Annotated in this window: 19 protein-coding genes and 1 pseudogene; 17 read left to right on the top strand and 3 right to left on the bottom strand. The window is 72.8% G+C overall.

Annotated elements, in window-relative coordinates; genetic code table 11:
- Positions 1-12 precede the first annotated feature (12 nt).
- The 4 genes from LRS07_RS21305 to LRS07_RS21290 are packed head-to-tail and all read left to right on the top strand — an operon-like array spanning position 13 to position 1,925.
- The gene (locus LRS07_RS21305) at positions 13-144 is read left to right on the top strand and encodes a cytochrome oxidase small assembly protein (protein ID WP_260499912.1); all 132 of its coding nucleotides are present in this window, start codon (positions 13-15) and stop codon (positions 142-144) included.
- On the top strand, positions 141-749 hold the full coding sequence (locus LRS07_RS21300) for a cytochrome c oxidase assembly protein (protein ID WP_260499911.1): 609 nt from the start codon (positions 141-143) through the stop codon (positions 747-749). Before LRS07_RS21305 ends, LRS07_RS21300 begins: the two co-directional genes overlap by 4 nt.
- A complete protein-coding gene (locus tag LRS07_RS21295) occupies positions 746-988 on the top strand; it encodes a DUF2970 domain-containing protein (RefSeq protein ID WP_260499910.1) in 243 nt (80 codons plus the stop codon). The genes LRS07_RS21300 and LRS07_RS21295 overlap by 4 nt, the downstream gene beginning before the upstream one ends.
- A gap of 49 nt (positions 989-1,037) precedes the next feature.
- Positions 1,038-1,925 carry a cytochrome c oxidase subunit 3 gene (locus LRS07_RS21290; protein WP_260499909.1) on the top strand — a complete coding sequence of 296 codons (888 nt, stop codon included), beginning with the start codon at positions 1,038-1,040 and terminating at the stop codon, positions 1,923-1,925.
- 78 nt (positions 1,926-2,003) lie between these two features.
- On the opposite strand, the gene LRS07_RS21285 is transcribed toward LRS07_RS21290, so the two are convergent.
- Complete coding sequence (locus LRS07_RS21285) at positions 2,004-2,231, bottom strand: DUF2909 domain-containing protein (RefSeq protein ID WP_260499908.1); 228 nt, start codon at positions 2,229-2,231, stop codon at positions 2,004-2,006.
- Positions 2,232-2,309: 78 nt separating this feature from the next.
- On the opposite strand from LRS07_RS21285, the gene LRS07_RS21280 reads away from it, so the two are divergent.
- From LRS07_RS21280 to LRS07_RS21255, 6 genes are read left to right on the top strand one after another with little or no spacing between them, the layout of a single operon-like run.
- Positions 2,310-3,053, top strand: coding sequence for an SURF1 family protein (locus LRS07_RS21280; protein WP_260499907.1), 744 nt, complete (start codon positions 2,310-2,312; stop codon positions 3,051-3,053).
- Positions 3,004-3,732: an SCO family protein gene (locus LRS07_RS21275; protein WP_260499906.1), complete on the top strand. Its 729-nt coding sequence runs from the start codon at positions 3,004-3,006 to the stop codon at positions 3,730-3,732. Before LRS07_RS21280 ends, LRS07_RS21275 begins: the two co-directional genes overlap by 50 nt.
- Entirely contained in the window at positions 3,729-4,895 is a 1,167-nt protein-coding gene (locus LRS07_RS21270) for a COX15/CtaA family protein (protein ID WP_260499905.1), read from the top strand. The genes LRS07_RS21275 and LRS07_RS21270 overlap by 4 nt, the downstream gene beginning before the upstream one ends.
- Positions 4,892-5,806, top strand: coding sequence for a heme o synthase (gene cyoE / locus LRS07_RS21265; RefSeq protein ID WP_260499904.1), 915 nt, complete (start codon positions 4,892-4,894; stop codon positions 5,804-5,806). Before LRS07_RS21270 ends, cyoE begins: the two co-directional genes overlap by 4 nt.
- Complete coding sequence (locus tag LRS07_RS21260) at positions 5,803-6,408, top strand: SCO family protein (RefSeq protein WP_260499903.1); 606 nt, start codon at positions 5,803-5,805, stop codon at positions 6,406-6,408. The genes cyoE and LRS07_RS21260 overlap by 4 nt, the downstream gene beginning before the upstream one ends.
- Positions 6,409-6,411: 3 nt before the next feature.
- Entirely contained in the window at positions 6,412-7,077 is a 666-nt protein-coding gene (locus LRS07_RS21255) for a DsbA family oxidoreductase (RefSeq protein WP_260499902.1), read from the top strand.
- A gap of 10 nt (positions 7,078-7,087) precedes the next feature.
- Here the strand turns inward: LRS07_RS21255 and LRS07_RS21250 are convergent, their stop codons facing one another.
- On the bottom strand, positions 7,088-8,284 hold the full coding sequence (locus tag LRS07_RS21250) for a methyl-accepting chemotaxis protein (RefSeq protein ID WP_260499901.1): 1,197 nt from the start codon (positions 8,282-8,284) through the stop codon (positions 7,088-7,090).
- Positions 8,285-8,480: 196 nt separating this feature from the next.
- Between LRS07_RS21250 and LRS07_RS21245 the strand changes: the two genes are divergently transcribed.
- Entirely contained in the window at positions 8,481-9,407 is a 927-nt protein-coding gene (locus LRS07_RS21245; protein WP_260499900.1) for a ZIP family metal transporter, read from the top strand.
- 93 nt (positions 9,408-9,500) lie between these two features.
- Here LRS07_RS21245 and LRS07_RS21240 read toward each other — a convergent pair whose 3' ends face one another.
- Entirely contained in the window at positions 9,501-9,815 is a 315-nt protein-coding gene (locus LRS07_RS21240; protein WP_260502209.1) for a hypothetical protein, read from the bottom strand.
- Here LRS07_RS21240 and mraZ point away from each other — a divergent pair.
- From mraZ to mraY, 6 genes and pseudogenes are all read left to right on the top strand, one after another.
- Positions 9,809-10,250, top strand: a pseudogene (gene mraZ, locus LRS07_RS21235) (division/cell wall cluster transcriptional repressor MraZ). The gene LRS07_RS21240 and the pseudogene mraZ overlap by 7 nt on opposite strands.
- Positions 10,250-11,203, top strand: a complete 954-nt coding sequence (rsmH, locus tag LRS07_RS21230; RefSeq protein ID WP_260499899.1) for a 16S rRNA (cytosine(1402)-N(4))-methyltransferase RsmH — start codon at positions 10,250-10,252, stop codon at positions 11,201-11,203. Before mraZ ends, rsmH begins: the two are co-directional and overlap by 1 nt.
- Positions 11,200-11,490 (top strand): cell division protein FtsL, encoded by a 291-nt coding sequence (gene ftsL / locus LRS07_RS21225; RefSeq protein ID WP_260499898.1) that lies wholly within the window; start codon positions 11,200-11,202, stop codon positions 11,488-11,490. The genes rsmH and ftsL overlap by 4 nt, the downstream gene beginning before the upstream one ends.
- 80 nt (positions 11,491-11,570) lie before the next feature.
- Positions 11,571-13,325 carry a peptidoglycan D,D-transpeptidase FtsI family protein gene (locus LRS07_RS21220; protein ID WP_260499897.1) on the top strand — a complete coding sequence of 585 codons (1,755 nt, stop codon included), beginning with the start codon at positions 11,571-11,573 and terminating at the stop codon, positions 13,323-13,325.
- A 38-nt stretch (positions 13,326-13,363) separates the two neighbouring features.
- The gene (gene murF / locus LRS07_RS21215; protein WP_260499896.1) at positions 13,364-16,285 is read left to right on the top strand and encodes a bifunctional UDP-N-acetylmuramoyl-L-alanyl-D-glutamate--2,6-diaminopimelate ligase MurE/UDP-N-acetylmuramoyl-tripeptide--D-alanyl-D-alanine ligase MurF; all 2,922 of its coding nucleotides are present in this window, start codon (positions 13,364-13,366) and stop codon (positions 16,283-16,285) included.
- Positions 16,285-17,466 carry a phospho-N-acetylmuramoyl-pentapeptide-transferase gene (mraY, locus tag LRS07_RS21210; RefSeq protein ID WP_260499895.1) on the top strand — a complete coding sequence of 394 codons (1,182 nt, stop codon included), beginning with the start codon at positions 16,285-16,287 and terminating at the stop codon, positions 17,464-17,466. Before murF ends, mraY begins: the two co-directional genes overlap by 1 nt.
- Positions 17,467-17,475 lie beyond the last annotated feature (9 nt).

The following is a 17,475-nucleotide window of genomic DNA, read 5'->3' as shown; positions in this document are numbered from 1 at the left end:
CGCCGCAGCACCATGCCCGCCGCCATGACCGACCGCCACGATGCCGACCAGCGCCGCCGCAACCTGCGGCTGGGGCTGATCCTGGCCAGCGTGGCGGTGGCCTTTGCCGCGGGCTTCGTCGTGAAGATCGCGTTGCTGTCATGACGCAGGGCGCCGACACCGGACTGAAGCGGGACAACCTCGCCCTGCTGAGGAAGCTGGGCGTCATTGCCCTGCTGATGTTCGGCTTCGGCTACGCGCTGGTGCCGCTGTACAAGCACATCTGCGAGGCGCTGGGCATCAACGTGCTGTCGCTGTCCGAGCGACAGGCCGGCGCCGGTCCCGCCCGCAGCGCGGCGGCCAACACCCAGGTGGACGCCAGCCGCACGGTCACCATCGAATTCGACGCCAACGCCCGCGGCCCCTTCAGCTTCAGGCCGGAAGTGGCCTCGCTGCAGGTGCACCCCGGCGAAGTGGCCACCGTCGTCTACGAGTTCCGCAACGAGCAGGACCGGCCGCTGGCGGCGCAGGCCATTCCCAGCTACGCGCCGAAGCAGGCGACGGCCCACTTCAACAAGATCGAGTGCTTCTGCTTCAACGAGTACACGCTGCAGCCCGGCGAGGTGCGCCGCTGGCCGGTGGTGTTCATCGTCGACCCGAAGCTGCCGCGCGACGTGCGCACCATCACGCTGAGCTACACCTTCTTCGAGGTGGGCGGCAAGGGCCTGCCCGCGGCCGCGGCGGCGACCTCGCTGGAGCCCCGCTCATGACGGGCGACCGTCGGGGTGACGACGCCGGTGGCGGCCTGCGAGAGGCGGTGTCGCGCCGCAGTTCGCCGTGGCAGGCGCTGGCGGCGGTGGCCTGGTCGTTCTTCGGCGTGCGCCGGTCGGTGGACCATGAGCGCGACGTGACCCAACTCAACCCGCTGCACGTCATCGTCGCCGGCCTGGTGGCCGCCGCCCTGTTCGTCGCGGCGCTGGTGCTGCTGGTGCAATGGGTGGTCGCCTGAGGGCGGCCGCCGGATGAAAGAGTTTTCAGGTTCGAGGAGAGAAACCAAGATGTCGGCAGCCACGACCCCGTCCGGGCACGCGCCCTACTACTTCGTGCCCGGGCCTTCGGCCTGGCCGGTCCTGGCCGCCATCGGCCTGTTCTTCGTCATCCTCGGCGCCGGCCAGTGGATCAACGGCCACGGCTGGGGCCTGTGGAGCCTGCTCTTCGGCCTCGCGTGGTGGGCGGTGATCCTGTTCCGCTGGTTCGGCGAGGCCATCCGCGAAAGCGAGGGCGGGCTGTACGGCCAGCGCATCGACGTCTCCTTCCGCTGGAGCATGAGCTGGTTCATCTTCTCGGAGGTGATGTTCTTCGGCGCCTTCTTCGGCGCGCTGTACTGGGCGCGGGTGCATTCGGTGCCCAACCTCGGCAGCCTGGAGAACGCGGTGCTGTGGCCGGACTTCCGCGCCATCTGGCCGAGCACGGCCCCGGGCGTCACCGCCTCGCCGGCCGGCACGGTGGACCCGTTCACCACCGTCGGCCCGTGGCCGCTGCCCACCGTCAACACCGCGCTGCTGCTGACCTCGGGCGTGACGCTGACCATCGCCCACCACGCCCTCATCGCCGGCCAGCGCGCGAAGACGTTGCTGTGGATGTGGGTCACCGTGCTGCTCGGCGCCATCTTCCTGGTGGTGCAGGGCGTCGAGTACCACCACGCCTACACCGACCTGAACCTCAAGCTCAGCTCGGGCATCTTCGGCTCGACCTTCTTCATGCTCACCGGCTTCCACGGTTTCCACGTGTTCGTCGGCATGCTGATGCTGCTGTTCATCACGCTGCGGCTGCAGAAGGGCCACTTCACCCCGCAGCGCCACTTCGGCTTTGAAGGCGCCGCCTGGTACTGGCACTTCGTCGACGTGGTCTGGCTGGGCCTGTACCTGCTGGTCTACTGGCTGTGACGCCGGACGGGCGCCCCGTCGCCCGTCGCAACCCGACACGCCGCGGCCTCGCCGCGGCGTCGTGTTTTCAGCGGTCGTTCAGCGGCCGAGCGCGCCGCTCGGCGTGATCCAGCCCATCTGCCAGCCCACCAGCACCAGCAGGAAGATGGCCACGGACAGCCCCACCCGCACCGCCAGCGCACGGGCCATGCGCTTGTCCGCCGGGCCGTCTTGCGCGCCCGGTGGCCGCTTGCGCAGCATGAAGACGCCGGCACCGGCCAGGGCCACGAGGATGAGGACGAGCGCCAGCGCGATGAGCGGTTTCATCGGCCGGAATTATCCGCGTCCGTCCGCCGGCCTCGGTGCGCGCCGCGCCCTCGACGGCCCGGCCGCCGGGGTCTTGCGATGACCGAAGGCCAACGCCGCTGGGTGGTGCTGCTGGCGGCCCTGCTGGTGGCGGGCGTCACCGCCCGGCTGGGGGTCTGGCAGCTCGACCGCGCCCGCCAGAAGACCGCCCTGCGCGAGGCCATCGAGCAACGCGGCGCGCTGCCGCCGCTGGCCGCGGCCGAACTGCCGCGCCGCGCCGACGCCGTCGAGCCGGTGCTGCACCGGCGCGTGCGCCTGGCCGGCCGCTGGGCCGCCGACCGCACGGTCTACCTGGACAACCGCCAGATGGACGGCCGGCCCGGCTTCTACGTGGTCACGCCGCTGCTGCTGCCGGTGGAGGCGGGCGGTGGCGCCGTGCTGGTGCAGCGCGGCTGGGTGCCGCGCCACGTGCAGGACCGCAGCCGGCTGCCGCCGATCGACACCGCCACCGGGCCACTCGCCTTCGAGGGCCGCATCGCCCTGCCGCCCGCCCGGCTGTACGAGTTCGACGGGCAGGCGCCGGGACCGATCCGGCAGAATCTCGACCTGTCGGCGTTCGCGCGCGAAACCGGCCTCGACCTGGCACCGCTGTCGGTGCTGCAGCTCTCCGTCGATGCCGCCGGCCCCGGCGACGGCCTGCGCCGCGACTGGCCGCTGCCGGCGGTCGACGTGTCGCGCCACCTGGGCTACGCCGCCCAGTGGTTTGCCTTCAGCGCGCTGGCCATCGTCCTCTATGCCTGGTTCCAACTCCTCCGCCCCCGGCGCCGCCGTGCCCGCCGCTGAACCGCTGCAGTTCAGCGTGCACGCCATGCCCGCACCCGGCCTGGCCGAAGGCGACCGGCTGCCCGCGCCCGACCCGCAACAGCGCCGCGTCGGCCGCTGGAAGATGCTGGCGGTGCTGGCCGTCTGCGCCGCGCCGGTGGTGGCGTCGTACTTCACCTACTTCGTCGTCCGGCCGCAGGGCCGCACCAACTACGCCGACCTGGTGCTGCCCACCCGCGCCCTGCCGGCCGACCTGCCGCTGGCCACGCTCGACGGCCGGGCGGTGCCAGCGTCGTCGCTCAAGGGCCAATGGCTGCTGGTGACGGTGGGCCCCGGCGCCTGCGACGCCGCCTGCGAGAAGCGGCTGTACCTGCAGCGCCAGTTGCGCGAGATGACCGGCCGCGAGTCCGAGCGCATCGACAAGGTCTGGCTGGTCACCGACGACGCGCCGGTGGCGCCCGCGCTGCAGGAGGCGCTGAAGCACCCGGTGCCGACCCTGGCGCTGCGCGTGCCGCGCGAGCGCTTGGCGCAGTGGCTGCAGCCGGCCGACGGCCACACGCTGGAGCAGCACGTCTACGTGATCGACCCGATGGGCGAATGGATGATGCGCGCCCCGGTCGACCCGCAGCCGTCGAAGCTCAAGCGCGACATCGACCGGCTGCTGCGCGCCTCGTCGAGCTGGGACCAGCCGGGCCGATGAACACCGACGCCCTCGTCGACCTGGCGCCGCTGCTGGAGCTGCTGGCGCTGGGCGCCTTGATCGCCGCCGCGCCGCTCGCCTGGGTGGCCTGGCGGCACCGCCATGGCCGTCCGGTGGACCGCTGGCGGGCGCTGAGCTGGGTCACGCTGTTCCTCACCTTCGACCTGGTCCTGTTCGGCGCCTTCACCCGGCTCACCGATTCCGGGCTCGGCTGCCCCGACTGGCCGGGCTGCTACGGCATGGCCAGCCCGCTCGGCGCGCGGCAGGACATCGCCGCCGCCGAGGCCGCGATGCCGCACGGCCCGGTGACCCATGGCAAGGCCTGGATCGAGATGGTCCACCGCTACCTGGCCACCGCCGTCGGCGGGCTGATCCTGGCGCTCACCGCGGTGGCCTGGCGGCAGCGCGGTCAGGCGCTGCGGGGCCGGGGCGCCGCCGCGCCGGTCTCCCCGTGGTGGGCCACCGCCACGCTGGTGTGGGTGCTGGTGCAGGGCGCCTTCGGCGCGCTCACCGTGACCATGAAGCTGTACCCGGCCATCGTCACCGCCCACCTGCTCGGCGGCATGGCGCTGCTGGCGCTGCTGGCTGCGCAGGCCCAGGCGTTCGCCCCTCGGTCGATCGACCTGCCCGCGGGCCTGCGCGCCGCGGTGCTGGCGGTGGCGGTGCTGACGGCCGCGCAGATCGCGCTCGGCGGCTGGGTAAGCACCAACTACGCGGTGCTCGCCTGTCCCGACGTGCCGACCTGCCAGGGCCGCTGGTGGCCGGCGATGGACGGGTCGGGCTTCGCGCTGCGGCGCGAGCTGGGCCACGCCGCCGACGGTTCGCTGCTGCCCTTCCCGGCGCTGGTCGGCATCCACTTCGTCCACCGGCTGGGCGCGCTGCTGCTGCTGCCGGCGCTCGGCCTGCTGGCCTGGCGGCTGTCGCGCCACGCCGCGGCACGGCGCACCGCCGCCATGCTGGCGGCGATCGCGGTCTGGCAACTCCTCACCGGCATCGGCAACGTGCTGCTGGGCTGGCCGCTGGCCGCGGCCGTCGGCCACACCGCGGGCGCCGCCGCGCTGGTGGTGGTGATGACGGTGCTCGTCGCGCGCAGCCGCCGGCCGTGGGCCCGGCCCGCGCCACGGCCGCTGGCGGCCCGTCCGGCCGGAAACCTCGCGCCATGACCGCCACCGCCTCCGCCTCCACCACGGCCGGCTCGCTGCGCTCGCGCCTGGCGCAGTTCCATGCGCTGACCAAGCCGCGGGTGGTGCAGCTCATCGTCTTCTGCGCGCTGATCGGCATGCTGCTGGCCGAGCCCGGCTGGCCCGACTGGGTGCGGGTGCTGTGGGCGGTGGCCGGCATCTGGCTGGTGGCCGCCGCCGCGGCGGCGTTCAACTGCCTGGTCGAGCAGCACATCGACGCCCGCATGGCGCGCACGGCTTGGCGACCCACCGCCAAGGGTGAGCTCAGCAACACGCAGGCGCTGACCTTCTCCGCCCTGCTGTGCGCCATCGGCTCGGCCATCCTGTGGTTCGCGGTCAACCCGCTGACCATGTGGCTGACCTTCGCCACCTTCGTCGGCTACGCGGTCGTCTACACCGTGGTGCTGAAACCGATGACGCCGCAGAACATCGTCATCGGCGGCGCCTCCGGCGCCATGCCGCCGGTGCTCGGCTGGGCGGCGATGCGGGGCGATGTCGGCGCCGAGGCGTGGATGCTCTGCCTGATCATCTTCCTGTGGACGCCGCCGCACTTCTGGGCGCTGGCGCTGTACCGGGCGGAGGACTACCGACGCTCCGGCCTGCCGATGCTGCCGGTCACCCACGGCAACGAGTTCACCCGCCTGCAGGTGCTGCTGTACACGCTGGTGCTGTTCGCCGCCACGCTGCTGCCCTTCCTGCACGGCATGAGCGGCGTGCTCTACCTGGTGGCGGCGCTGGTGCTCGGCGGCCGTTTCATCCACTACGGCTGGAAGCTGTGGCGCGGCTACAGCGACGCCCTGGCGCGCGCCACCTTCCGCTTTTCCATCTGGCACCTGTCGCTGCTCTTCGCCGCACTGCTGCTGGACCATTACCTGCGACCATGGCTGCCATGACCCCTTCCCGACGCCACCTGCTGCTGGCCGCCGCCGGCCTGCCCCTGCTGACCGCCTGCGGCCAGCGCGAGGGCGCCGACACCGCCGGCTTCCAGGGCGTGGACATCACCGGCGCCACCTACGCCCGCGAGCTGTCGCTGCCGGACGTCGACGGCAAGCCGCGCACGCTGGCCGAGTGGAAGGGCAAGGTGGTGGTGCTGTTCTTCGGCTACGCCCAGTGCCCCGACGTCTGCCCCGCGACCATGGCCGAGATCGCCGAGGTCAAGCGCGCCCTGGGCGAGCAGGGGGACAAGCTGCAGGGCGTCTTCGTCACCCTCGACCCGGAGCGCGACACGCCCGAACTGCTCAAGGCCTACGTCGCCAACTTCGATCCCGCCTTCGTCGCCCTGCGCGGCACGCCGGAGCAGACCCAGGCCGCGGCCAAGGAATTCAAGGTCTTCTACGCCAAGGTGCCGGGCAAGGCCGAGGGCAGCTACACCCTGGACCACACCGCCGGCGCCTTCGTCTTCGACCCGCAGGGCCGCATCCGCCTCTTCACCCGCTACGGCGCCGGGGCGCCCGCGCTGGCGGCGGACGTGAAGCGGCTGCTGGCCAGCGCCTGAGCCATGGCCACGCCAAGCCTGCCCACGCTGCGCGTCGACGTCGTCTCCGACGTCGCCTGCCCCTGGTGCGCCGTCGGCCTGGCGTCGCTGGAGATCGCGCGCGACCGCCTGGCCGGCGAGCTGGCGCTGGACCTGCACTTCCAGCCCTTCGAGCTGAACCCGCAGATGGGCCCCGAAGGCGAGGACGCGCTGGCGCACCTGAGCCACAAGTACGGCGTGCCGCCCGAGCAGATCCGCCGCAACCAGGCGACGCTGCACGAGCGCGGCGCGGCCGTGGGCTTCCACTTCGGCGAGCGGGCGCGCATCTGGAACACGTTCGACGCCCACCGCCTGCTGCACTGGGCCGCGGGGCAGGGTCGTCAGCTCGACCTCAAGCGCGCCCTGCTGGCGGCCTACCACGGCCGCGGCGAGAACGTCGGCGACCCCGCGGTGCTGCGCGCCGTTGCCGAATCGGTCGGCCTGGACGGCGAGGCCGCGGCCGAGCTGCTGGCCAGCGACCGCCATGCCGAGGACGTGCGGCGCGAGGAGCAGCGCTGGCAGCAGATGGGCATCCGCTCGGTGCCGTCCTTCGTCATCGACGGCCGGCACCTGCTGCAGGGCGGGCAACCGCCCGAGGTGTTGGAACAGGCGCTGCGGCAAGTGGCCGCCGCCTCGGGCAAGGGCGCCTAGGGCCGTCGCGTCAGGCCCCGGCCGGCGCGTCCTCGGCGTCGAGGCGGAACTCCGCCACCACCTGCTGCAGCCCGCCGGCCTGGTGGGCCAGCGCCGACGCGGCCGCCGCCGCTTCTTCCACCAGCGCCGCGTTCTGCTGCGTCATGTGGTCCATCTCCACCACCGCCTGGTTGACCTGGCCGATGCCGTCGCGCTGCGCCTGCAGCGCGGAGGCGATCTCTTGCAGCAGCCCGCCCACGCGGCGCACCGCGTCGACCATTTCCGTCATGCCGCGGCCGGCCTCGGCCACCCGGTTCGCGCCGGTGTGGGCATGCTCGACCGCGTCGGCGATCAGGTCCTTGATTTCCTTGGCGGCGTGGCCGCTGCGCCGGGCCAGGCCCTGCACCTCGCCGGCCACCACCGCGAAGCCGCGGCCGTGTTCGCCGGCCCGGGCGGCCTCCACCGCGGCGTTGAGCGCCAGGATGTTGGTCTGGAAGGCGATGCCCTCGATCACCTCGATGATGTCGCCCATGCGGCGCGCGCTGGCGCTCACGGCGTCCATCTGACGCACCGCCTGCGTCGCCACCTCGCCGCTGCGCTCGGCGGCGGCGGTGACGCCGGCGGCCAGCGCGCTGGCGTCCTCGGCCCGGCGGGCGTTCTGGTTGACGGTCTCGGTCAGCGAGCGCATGCCGGCCGCGGTGCGCTGCAGCGCACCGGTCTGCTCCAGCGTGCGCTGCGACAGGTTGCCGTTGCCGCTGTCGATCTGCGCCGCGACGGTGGCGATGCCGTCGGTGGCGTCGCGGATGCGGCTCACCACGTCGGTCAGCATGTCCTCCATCTCGCCCATGACCCCGAGCAGGCGGCCGAACTCGTCCTGGCGCCCACCGTCGTCGAACTCCTGGCTGAGGTCGCCGGAGGCGACGGTCTGCGCGATCAGCAGCGCCTGCTGCAGCGGCCGGCCGATCGCCCGCTGCAGCGACCAGGCGCCGACGAGCGCCGCCGCCAACGTCGCGGCGCCGAGGCCGATCACCAGCCAGCGCGCCTGCTGCAGTCGGGCCAGCACGCCGGCACAGGCCACTGGACCGCCGGCGGTGCCGGGGCACAGCGCCGCGGCGCTGCTCATCGCGTCGAGCGCGATGCCGGCGATTGCCAGCGCCAGCAGCAGGACGGCGCCGAAGGCCAGCAGCAGCCGCCTCGAGGTGGTGGCACGGGCAAGAAGGGCCGACATGATTCCCCCAGGGTGTGCGAGATCGTGGGCCAGTGGAGCATGCGCCGGCGGCGGGCGCTGGTCCGATCAGCACCCCTTCCGGGCCTCAGTTCGAGGTGTCCGGCGTGGCGGCGGCCGGCGACGGGCACCCCGCTTGCACCGGGCGCCGCATGGTCCACTCCGACGACGACGCCCCGACCCGCGGGAGACCGGCCTGATGGTCCAGGCCGTTCTGCAGTGGTGGCGCGCCGAGGCGCGGCTGCCGGGCTGGGGCGCGCTGCGCACGGCCGGCGCGTTGTCCCTGCTGCTCGCGCTCGCGGTGCTGGCCGTGCTGGCCACCTCGGGCGCCGGCGTGCGCCCCGGGGGCTGGTCGCAGGGGCTGCGCGACGGCCTGACCGGCGGACTGTGGTGCGCGCTGGCCACCGCGGCCGGCGCCGGCGCGGTGCTCGTCGTGCGGCGCATGGCGCCCCGGGTCGAGGACGCGCTGATGGGCTTCGGCGCCGGCGTCATGCTGGCCGCCACCGCCTTCTCGCTGCTGCTCCCGGGCCTGGCGGCGGCGGGCGAGCAGGGGCTGCGGCCGGCGGCGGCCGGCCTGCTGGTCAGCGCCGGCCTGCTGTCCGGGGTGCTCGCCATGCTGCTGCTCGACCGCGCCTGGCCGCACCGCCACTTCGACGGCCGCGGCCACGACCGCGAGGGCCCCGGCCGGCCGATGGGGCGGGTGACGCTGTTCGTGCTCGCCATCACGCTGCACAACATCCCGGAGGGCATGGCCGTCGGCGTCGCCGCGGGGGCGGCCGTGCCCGAGGCGCGCGAACTCGCCGCCGGCATCGCGCTGCAGGACATTCCCGAGGGGCTGGTCATCGCGCTGGCGCTGGTCGGCGCCGGCCTGCCGCGCGGCCGGGCGGCGCTGCTGGGCGCGTTGTCGGGCGTGGTCGAGCCGGCGTTCGCCGTGCTCGCCGCGCTGGCGGTCAACGTGTTCTCGGCGCTGCTGCCGTGGGGCCTGTCGCTGGCCGCGGGGGCCATGCTGTTCGCGGTCAGCCACGAGGTGATTCCCGAAAGCCACCGCCGCGGCCACGAGACCTGGGCCACCCTCGGCCTGGCGGTGGGGTTCTGCCTCATGATGGTGATGGACACCTCACTTTGAGCCCCCGGCCGCCTGGCGGCCGCCCCCCACGCGGGCTACCCAAGCGGACCGGAGGACCCGGATCCCTCCGGGCGCGCTAACGGCAGCCCGCCCCTAGCCGCCGGAGGCAACCTGTCCCGGGTGGGACAGCACCGCGCCTCTTGTGGCGGGTGCCCTCGGTCTGCTGCCGCTGGCCGCCATTGCCGGTTGTGGCGTCGCCGCCTGTCCAGGTGAAGCGCCCTGCTGCTCACCTTCCACTTTCAGTGCCTCTCGCAAGTCTTTGCTTTTGGCCGAGAAAATCTTGTGAGTAACTGCACATGCGGCTGTAAGTTGTTGATTTGATTGAAGTTTCGCGCCCGTTTTGATTGACCGCGCCAGGGTGGTGCGATAAAGTGCCGCAAAGTGGTTTTTAGTGGGACTCAGTGGCATCTTTTGTCTTCCAGGGCGCTTCGGCGCTCGCGCTGGACGCGAAGGGACGGATCACCGTCCCCGTGCGCCATCGCGACGTGCTGCAGGCGCTGGCCGGGGGGACAGCTGACGCTCACGAAGCACCCCGACGGCTGCCTGCTGGTCTTCCCGCGTCCCGCCTGGGAGACCTTCCGCGACAAGCTGGCCGCGCTGCCGATGGCGGCCGACGGCTGGCGCCGCATCTTTCTCGGCAACGCGATGGACGTCGAGATCGACGGCGGCTCGCGGGTGCTGGTGTCGCCCGAGCTGCGCGCGGCCGCCGGCCTGAACAAGGACGTGATGCTGCTCGGCATGGGCCAGCGGCTGGAGCTGTGGGACGCCGAGCGCTACGCCGCGCACGAGGCCAAGGTCATGGCCCAGGGCATGCCCGAGGCGCTCAAGGACTTCGTCTTCTGATGGCTGGCGCCTACACGCACCGGACGGTCCTCCTGAAGGAGGCGGTCGACGCGCTGATGTGGGAGCCCGACGGCATCTACGTCGACGGCACCTACGGCCGTGGCGGCCATTCGCGCGAGCTGCTCGCGCGGCTGGGCCGGGGAGGGCGGTTGGTCGCCTTCGACAAGGACCCGGAGGCGATCGCCGCGGCCACGGCCGCCGACAGCGCATCGCGGGTCGAGGACCCGCGTTTTTGCATCTGCCACGCCAGCTTCGCCGACCTGCGCGACGAGCTGACCGCGCTCGGCATCACCCGGGTGCACGGCGTGCTGCTCGACCTGGGCGTCTCCAGCCCGCAGATCGACGACCCCGCGCGCGGCTTCAGCTTCCGCTTCGACGGCCCGCTGGACATGCGCATGGACACCACGCGCGGTGAGAGCGCGGCCGACTTCCTCAACCGCGTCGACGAGCAGCAGCTGGCGCAGGTGATCCGCGACTATGGCGAAGAACGGTTTGCTCGCCCGATTGCAAAGGCGCTTGTGGCTCGCCGCACGGCCGGACGGCCGGTGCTCACCACCGCCGAGCTGTCCGCCGTCGTGGCTTCTGCGGTCCGCACCCGCGAGGCCGGCCAGGATCCGGCGACGCGCACCTTTCAGGCTCTTCGGATTTTCGTCAACGCCGAGCTCGAAGCGTTGGAGCGGGCGCTGAGCCAGGTACCGGACCTGCTGCTGCCGGGAGGCCGACTGGCCGTCATCGCCTTCCATTCGCTGGAAGACCGCATCGTGAAGACCTTCATCGCCCGCGAGAGCCGCGCCGAGGTCGACCGCCGTGCGCCCTTCGCGCCGGTGCCCCCGCTGCGCCTGAAGGCGCTGGGCCGCATCAAGCCGTCGGCGGACGAAGTGGCCGCCAACCCGCGCGCGCGGTCGGCGGTGCTGCGGGTGGCCGAGCGCACCGGAGAGGCCCTGGCGGCATGACCAAGTTCAACCTCCTGCTGCTGCTGGCCCTGGTGGCGAGCGGCCTGCTGCTGGTCAACACCTCCTACCGCTCGCGGCGCCTGTTCACCGAACTGGACCGGGCGCAGACCGAGGCGCGCCGCCTCGACACCGACCGTGTGCGCCTGCTGGCCGAGCGCCAGGCGCAGGCCACGCACCTGCGGGTGGAGCAGGTGGCGCGGGAGAAGTTGAAGATGCGCACCGCCACGCCGGCGGTGACGCAGTACGTCGAGGATGTGCCGGCGCCTGCGTCGGCGGCGGGGCGGTGACGATGGGTTGGTTCAAGACGTCCGGATCGGCGCCCGCGGGCGCGCGCCCGCTGCCGCGCGGCCGGCAGCGCCCCACGCCGATGAACAGCGTGCGCAGCGTCAACTACGCCACCAGCCCGCTGCTGGCGTCGAAGACGCCGCCCTGGCGCTCGAAGTTCCTGGTCGCCCTCATCGCCACCGGCTTCACCGCGCTGGCGGGGCGCGCCGTCTACATCCAGGTCATCGGCACCGACTTCTACCAGCGCCAGGGCGAGAAGCGCTACGCGCACACGCTGGAGGTGCCGGCCAGCCGCGGCCGCATCGTCGACCGCAACGGCCAGATCCTGGCCGCCAGCGTGCCGGTGCCGTCCATCTGGGCCATCCCCAAGGACCTGGAGGCTTCGCCTGAGCAGCGCCGCCAGCTCGCCCGGCTGGTCGGCATGACCGAGCGCGAGCTGGCCAACCGGCTCGACGACAGCCCCAACTTCGTCTGGCTCAGGCGCCAGGTCGACGAGCGGCTGTGGGAGCAGGTCAAGGCGCTGAAGATCAAGGGCGTCTACCAGGTGGCCGAGTACCGCCGGCGTTATCCCGAAGGCGAGGCCGCGGCCCACGTGGTCGGCTTCACCAACATCGAGGACCGCGGGCAGGAGGGCATCGAGCTCGCCTTCCAGCGCGACCTGCAGGGCAAGGACGGCTCGCGCGGCGTGGTCAAGGACCGGCTCGGCCGGGTGGTCGAGGACATCGGCGACCAGATCGAGCCGCTGCACGGCCGCGACGTCTCGTTGTCCATCGACTCGAAGGTGCAGTTCTTCGCCTACCAGCGGGTGCGCGAGGCGGTGGCCGAGCACAAGGCCAAGGCGGGCAGCGTGGTGGTGCTGGACGTGCAGACCGGCGAGGTGCTGGCGCTGGCGAACTACCCCAGCTACGACCCCGGCGACCGCAGCGGCCTCACCGGCGGGCAGCTGCGCAACCGCGCGCTGACGGACACCTTCGAGCCCGGCTCGACGATGAAGCCCTTCATCGTCGCCCATGCCCTGGAGACCGGCCGCGTCAACCCCGACACGCCGATCCACACCGCCCCCGGCAGCCTGGTCGTCACCGGCACCGCCATCCGCGACGCCCACCCGCACAACATGCTGACGGTGCGCGAGGTGATCCAGAAGTCCAGCAACGTCGGCACCGCGCGGCTGGCCATGCAGATGGCGCCGCGCGAGATGTGGGAGCTGATGGCCGGCGTCGGCTTCGGCCAGAAGCCGCAGATCGACTTCCCCGGCGCCGTCACCGGCCGGCTGCGTCCCTACAAGACCTGGCGGCCGATCGAGCAGGCGACGATGTCGTACGGCTACGGCGTGTCGGCCTCGCTGCTGCAGCTGGCCCACGCCTACACCGCCTTCGCCTGCGACGGCACGCTGATCCCCATCTCCATGCTGCGCCAGCCGCAGCCGCAGGCGCCCTGCGCCGGCGGGGTGCAGGTGATGTCGCCGCGCACCGCGCAGACCATGCGCCTGATGCTGCAGCTGGCCGCCGGCCCGGGCGGCACCGCGCCGAAGGCGCAGACCATCGGCTACTCGGTGGGCGGCAAGAGCGGCACCGCGCACAAGCAGGAAGGCAAGGGCTACGCGAGCAACAAGTACCGCTCGTGGTTCGTCGGCATGGCGCCGATCGGCAACCCGCGCATCGTGGTCGCGGTGATGGTCGACGAGCCGAGCAACGGGCAGTACTACGGCGGCGCCGTGGCGGCGCCGGTGTTCAGCCAGGTGGTGCAGCAGAGCCTGCGCCTGCTCGGCGTGCCGCCCGACCTCGACGTCAAGCCGCAGATCATCGCGCAGCAGCTGGCCGAGCCCGAGAGCTTCTGAGCCCTCGCCGCCGCCGCCCGTACCGCCATCCGCAGTCCATGGCCCTCACCCACCTGACCTCGCCCCAGGCGGCCGCGCGCTGGCTCACCGAACGGGTGGGCGGCGAGCTGCGCACCGACAGCCGCCAGGTGCGGCCGGGCGACGGCTTCATCGCCTGGCCGGGCTACGCCACCGACGGCCGGCGCTTCGTGGCGGCGGCGCTGGACGCCGGCGCCACCACCTGCCTGGTCGAGGCCGAGGGCGTGGAGGCCTTCGGCTTCGCCGACGCGCGGGTGGCGGCGCTGCCGTCGCTGAAGGCGGCGACGGGCCCCCTGGCGGCGGCCTTCTACGGCCGGCCGAGCGAGCGGCTGCAGGTGGTCGCCACCACCGGCACCAATGGCAAGACCAGCACCGCCTGGTGGACCGCGCAGGCGCTGACCGCGCTGGGCCGGCGCTGCGGCGTGGTGGGCACGCTCGGGATCGGGGAGCCGCCGCTCGGCGATCGCGCCTCGACCGTCGAGTCCACCGGCCTGACCACGCCCGACCCGGTGCGGCTGCAGGCCGCCCTCAGGCACTTCGCCGATGCCGGCTTCTCGGCCTGCGCCATCGAGGCCTCGTCGATCGGCCTGGTCGAACAGCGGCTGACCGGCACCCGCATCGCCGTCGCGCTGTTCACCAACTTCACCCAGGACCACCTCGACTACCACGGCGGCATGGACGGCTACTGGGCGGCCAAGCGGCTGCTCTTCGGCTGGCCCGGGCTGCAGGCGGCGGTGGTCAACCTCGACGACGCGCGCGGCGCGCTGCTGGCGCTGGAACTGGAAGGCGCGGGCCTCGACCTGTGGACCTGCGCGGTGGGCCAGCCGGCGCGGCTGTGTGCCCAACGGTTGCGCTACGAGGACGGCGGCCTGGCCTTCGAGCTGACCGAGGGCGGCCGCAGCGTCGCGGTGAAGAGCCGGCTCGTCGGCGACTACAACGTGCACAACCTGCTGGTGGTGATCGGCGGCCTGCGGGCGCTGGGCGTGTCGCTGGACGACGCGGTGTCCGTCGTGCCGCAGCTGACGCCCGTGCCCGGACGCCTGCAGCGGGTCTCGCATGAAGGCCAGCCGGAAGTGGTCGTCGACTACGCCCACACGCCCGACGCGCTCGACAAGGTGCTGCGGGCGCTGCAGCCGCTGGCCGCCTCGCGAGGCGGCCGGCTGGTCTGCGTGGTCGGCTGCGGCGGCAACCGCGACGCGGCGAAGCGGCCGCGCATGGCCGCCATCGGCGAGGCCCTGGCCGACCGCCTGCTGCTGACCAGCGACAACCCGCGCGACGAGCCGCCGGCGCAGATCCTGGCGCAGATGGTGGCCGGGCTGGCGCGGCCGGATGCGGCCACGGTGATCGAGGACCGCGCCGGCGCCATCCACCAGGCCATCGGCCAGGCCGACGCGCGCGACGTGGTGCTGATCGCCGGCAAGGGCCATGAGGACCACCAGGAGGTGCGCGGCGAGCGCCGGCACTTCTCCGACGTCGAGCAGGCCGAGACCGCGCTGCGGGCGCGCGCGACGCCGGCCCCTGTGCCGATGGCCATGCCGATGTCGACGCTGATGGGCGCGGCCATGCTCGTCGACGACGCGGAACTGGTCGGCGACCCCGGCGTCGCCTTCACCCGCGTGCACACCGACACCCGCAACCTGCGGCCCGGCGACCTGTTCGTGGCGCTGAAGGGCGAGCGCTTCGACGCCCACGACTTCCTGCCGCAGGCGAAGGCGGCCGGCGCGGTGGCCGCCATCGCCGAACGCGGCCTCGCGGAGGCCGGCCTCCCCGGGCTGCAGGTGCCCGACAGCCTGGCCGCGCTGCAGGAACTGGCCGGCGCCTGGCGCCAGCGCTTCGCGCTGCAGCTCGTCGCCGTCACCGGCAGCAACGGCAAGACCACCGTCACCCAGATGGTGGCCGCCATCCTCGACGCCTGGCTGGGCGATCGGGCGCACGCCACCCACGGCAACCTCAACAACCACATCGGCGTGCCGCTCACCCTGCTGGGCCTGCGGCCGACGCACCGGGCGGCGGTGGTCGAGCTGGGCATGAACCACCCCGGCGAGATCGCCCGCCTGGCCGAACTGGCGCAGCCCACGGTGGCGCTGGTCAACAACGCCCAGCGCGAGCACCAGGAGTTCATGGCCAGCGTCGAGGCGGTGGCGCACGAGAACGGCCGCGCCATCACCGAACTGGGCGACGCCGGCGTGGCAGTGTTCCCCGCCGACGATGCCTACGCGCCGCTGTGGCGCGGGCTGGCCGGCCAGCGCCGGGTGATGGACTTCGCGCTCGGCCTCGACGCCCGCGCGGCGGTGCGCGGCGACGCCCACTTCGAGGACGGCGCGTGGTCGCTGCAGTTGCGCACGCCGGCCGGCGACGGCACCGCCCGACTGGCCATCGCCGGCCGCCACAACGTGAAGAACGCGCTGGCCGCCGCCGCCTGCGCGCTGGCCGCCGGTGCGCCTTTGGACGCGGTGCTGAAGGGCCTGGGCGCCTTCCGTCCGGTCAAGGGCCGTTCTCAGCTGCACGGCGCCGTCGACCGGCGGGGCCAGCCCTATGCGCTGGTCGACGACAGCTACAACGCCAACCCCGACTCGGTGCGCGCCGCCATCGACGTGCTGGCCGAGCTGCCCGGCCCGCGCTGGCTGGTGCTGGGCGACATGGGCGAGGTGGGGTCGCAGGGCCCGGCCTTCCACGAGGAGGTGGGCGCCTATGCCCGCGAGCGCGGGCTCGACGCGCTGTGGACCACCGGCCAGCTCGCCACCCACGCCGCCGTGGCCTACGGCCGTGGCGCCCGCCATTTCGACGACCTGGGCTCGCTGCTGGTGGCGCTGGCCGAGGCGCCCGCCTGCCAGGCCGCGCTGGTCAAGGGCTCGCGCTTCATGCGCATGGAGCAGGTGGTGCAGGCGCTGCTGACGCCGCCGCCGGCCCCGCCCGCCATGCTGCCCGAGGAGAACGACTGATGCTGCTCGGCCTGTTCAACTGGCTGCAGTCCCTGTACCCCGACACGCTCAGCTTCCTGCGCGTGTTCCAGTACCTGACGCTGCGCTCGGTGATGGCGGCGATGACCGCGCTGCTCATCGGCCTCGGCCTGGGCCCGATGGTCATCCGCCGGCTGGCGGCGCTGAAGATCGGCCAGCCCATCCGCGAGTACGGCATCCAGGCCCACCTGGCCAAGAGCGGCACGCCGACCATGGGCGGCGTGCTCATCCTCATCGGCATCGGCGTGTCCACGCTGCTGTGGTTCGACTGGAGCAACCGCTTCGTCTGGATCGTGCTGCTGGTCACCTTCGGCTTCGGCGCCATCGGCTGGGTCGACGACTGGCGCAAGGTGGTGCAGAAGAACCCGGAGGGCATGCGCAGCCGCGAGAAGTACCTCTGGCAGTCGATCATCGGGCTGCTGGCCGCCACCTACCTGGCCTTCGCCATCTCGGAGAACAGCAACCAGCGGGTGCTGGAGCTGTTCGTCAACTGGGTCACCAGCGGGTTCACCAATGACTTGCCGCCCAACGCCGACCTGCTGGTGCCGTTCTTCAAGACGGTGAGCTACCCGCTGGGCTTCTGGGGCTTCGTCATCCTCAGCTACCTGGTGATGGTGGGCGCCAGCAACGCGGTCAACCTCACCGACGGGCTCGACGGCCTGGCCATCATGCCGGTGGTGATGGTGGGCTCGGCGCTCGGCGTCTTCGCCTACGTGGTGGGCAGCTCGGTGTACTCGAAGTACCTGCTCTTCCCCTACATCGCCGGCGCCGGCGAGCTGCTGGTGTTCTGCGCCGCGATGGCGGGCGCGGGGCTGGCCTTCCTCTGGTTCAACACCCACCCGGCGCAGGTCTTCATGGGCGACGTGGGCGCGCTGGCGCTCGGCGGCGCGTTGGGCACCATCGCCATCATCGTGCGCCAGGAGATCGTGCTGGCGGTGATGGGCGGCATCTTCGTCGTCGAGGCGCTGTCGGTGATGGCGCAGGTCAGCTACTTCAAGTACACCAAGAAGCGCCACGGCGCCGGCCGGCGCATCCTGAAGATGGCGCCGCTGCACCACCACTTCGAGAAGAGCGGCTGGAACGAGACGCAGGTGGTGGTGCGCTTCTGGATCATCACCATGCTGCTGTGCCTGATCGGCCTGGCGACGCTGAAGCTGCGGTAGGCATGACGG

The organism is Aquabacterium sp. J223 (assembly GCF_024666615.1).
Classification (GTDB): Bacteria; Pseudomonadota; Gammaproteobacteria; order Burkholderiales; family Burkholderiaceae_C; genus J223.
Note: the sequence above shows the minus strand (reverse complement) of the source record. Positions and strands in the feature narration are given on the sequence as shown.

Bases quoted from the DNA above. Each gene is read 5' to 3' on its own strand.
- LRS07_RS21305 (WP_260499912.1), top strand. From the start codon at position 13: ATGCCCGCCGCCATGACCGACCGCCACGATGCCGACCAGCGCCGCCGC.
- LRS07_RS21300 (WP_260499911.1), top strand. From the start codon at position 141: ATGACGCAGGGCGCCGACACCGGACTGAAGCGGGACAACCTCGCCCTG.
- LRS07_RS21295 (WP_260499910.1), top strand. From the start codon at position 746: ATGACGGGCGACCGTCGGGGTGACGACGCCGGTGGCGGCCTGCGAGAG.
- LRS07_RS21290 (WP_260499909.1), top strand. From the start codon at position 1,038: ATGTCGGCAGCCACGACCCCGTCCGGGCACGCGCCCTACTACTTCGTG.
- LRS07_RS21285 (WP_260499908.1), bottom strand. From the start codon at position 2,231: ATGAAACCGCTCATCGCGCTGGCGCTCGTCCTCATCCTCGTGGCCCTG.
- LRS07_RS21280 (WP_260499907.1), top strand. From the start codon at position 2,310: ATGACCGAAGGCCAACGCCGCTGGGTGGTGCTGCTGGCGGCCCTGCTG.
- LRS07_RS21275 (WP_260499906.1), top strand. From the start codon at position 3,004: ATGCCTGGTTCCAACTCCTCCGCCCCCGGCGCCGCCGTGCCCGCCGCT.
- LRS07_RS21270 (WP_260499905.1), top strand. From the start codon at position 3,729: ATGAACACCGACGCCCTCGTCGACCTGGCGCCGCTGCTGGAGCTGCTG.
- cyoE (WP_260499904.1), top strand. From the start codon at position 4,892: ATGACCGCCACCGCCTCCGCCTCCACCACGGCCGGCTCGCTGCGCTCG.
- LRS07_RS21260 (WP_260499903.1), top strand. From the start codon at position 5,803: ATGACCCCTTCCCGACGCCACCTGCTGCTGGCCGCCGCCGGCCTGCCC.
- LRS07_RS21255 (WP_260499902.1), top strand. From the start codon at position 6,412: ATGGCCACGCCAAGCCTGCCCACGCTGCGCGTCGACGTCGTCTCCGAC.
- LRS07_RS21250 (WP_260499901.1), bottom strand. From the start codon at position 8,284: ATGTCGGCCCTTCTTGCCCGTGCCACCACCTCGAGGCGGCTGCTGCTG.
- LRS07_RS21245 (WP_260499900.1), top strand. From the start codon at position 8,481: ATGGTCCAGGCCGTTCTGCAGTGGTGGCGCGCCGAGGCGCGGCTGCCG.
- LRS07_RS21240 (WP_260502209.1), bottom strand. From the start codon at position 9,815: ATGCCACTGAGTCCCACTAAAAACCACTTTGCGGCACTTTATCGCACC.
- rsmH (WP_260499899.1), top strand. From the start codon at position 10,250: ATGGCTGGCGCCTACACGCACCGGACGGTCCTCCTGAAGGAGGCGGTC.
- ftsL (WP_260499898.1), top strand. From the start codon at position 11,200: ATGACCAAGTTCAACCTCCTGCTGCTGCTGGCCCTGGTGGCGAGCGGC.
- LRS07_RS21220 (WP_260499897.1), top strand. From the start codon at position 11,571: ATGAACAGCGTGCGCAGCGTCAACTACGCCACCAGCCCGCTGCTGGCG.
- murF (WP_260499896.1), top strand. From the start codon at position 13,364: ATGGCCCTCACCCACCTGACCTCGCCCCAGGCGGCCGCGCGCTGGCTC.
- mraY (WP_260499895.1), top strand. From the start codon at position 16,285: ATGCTGCTCGGCCTGTTCAACTGGCTGCAGTCCCTGTACCCCGACACG.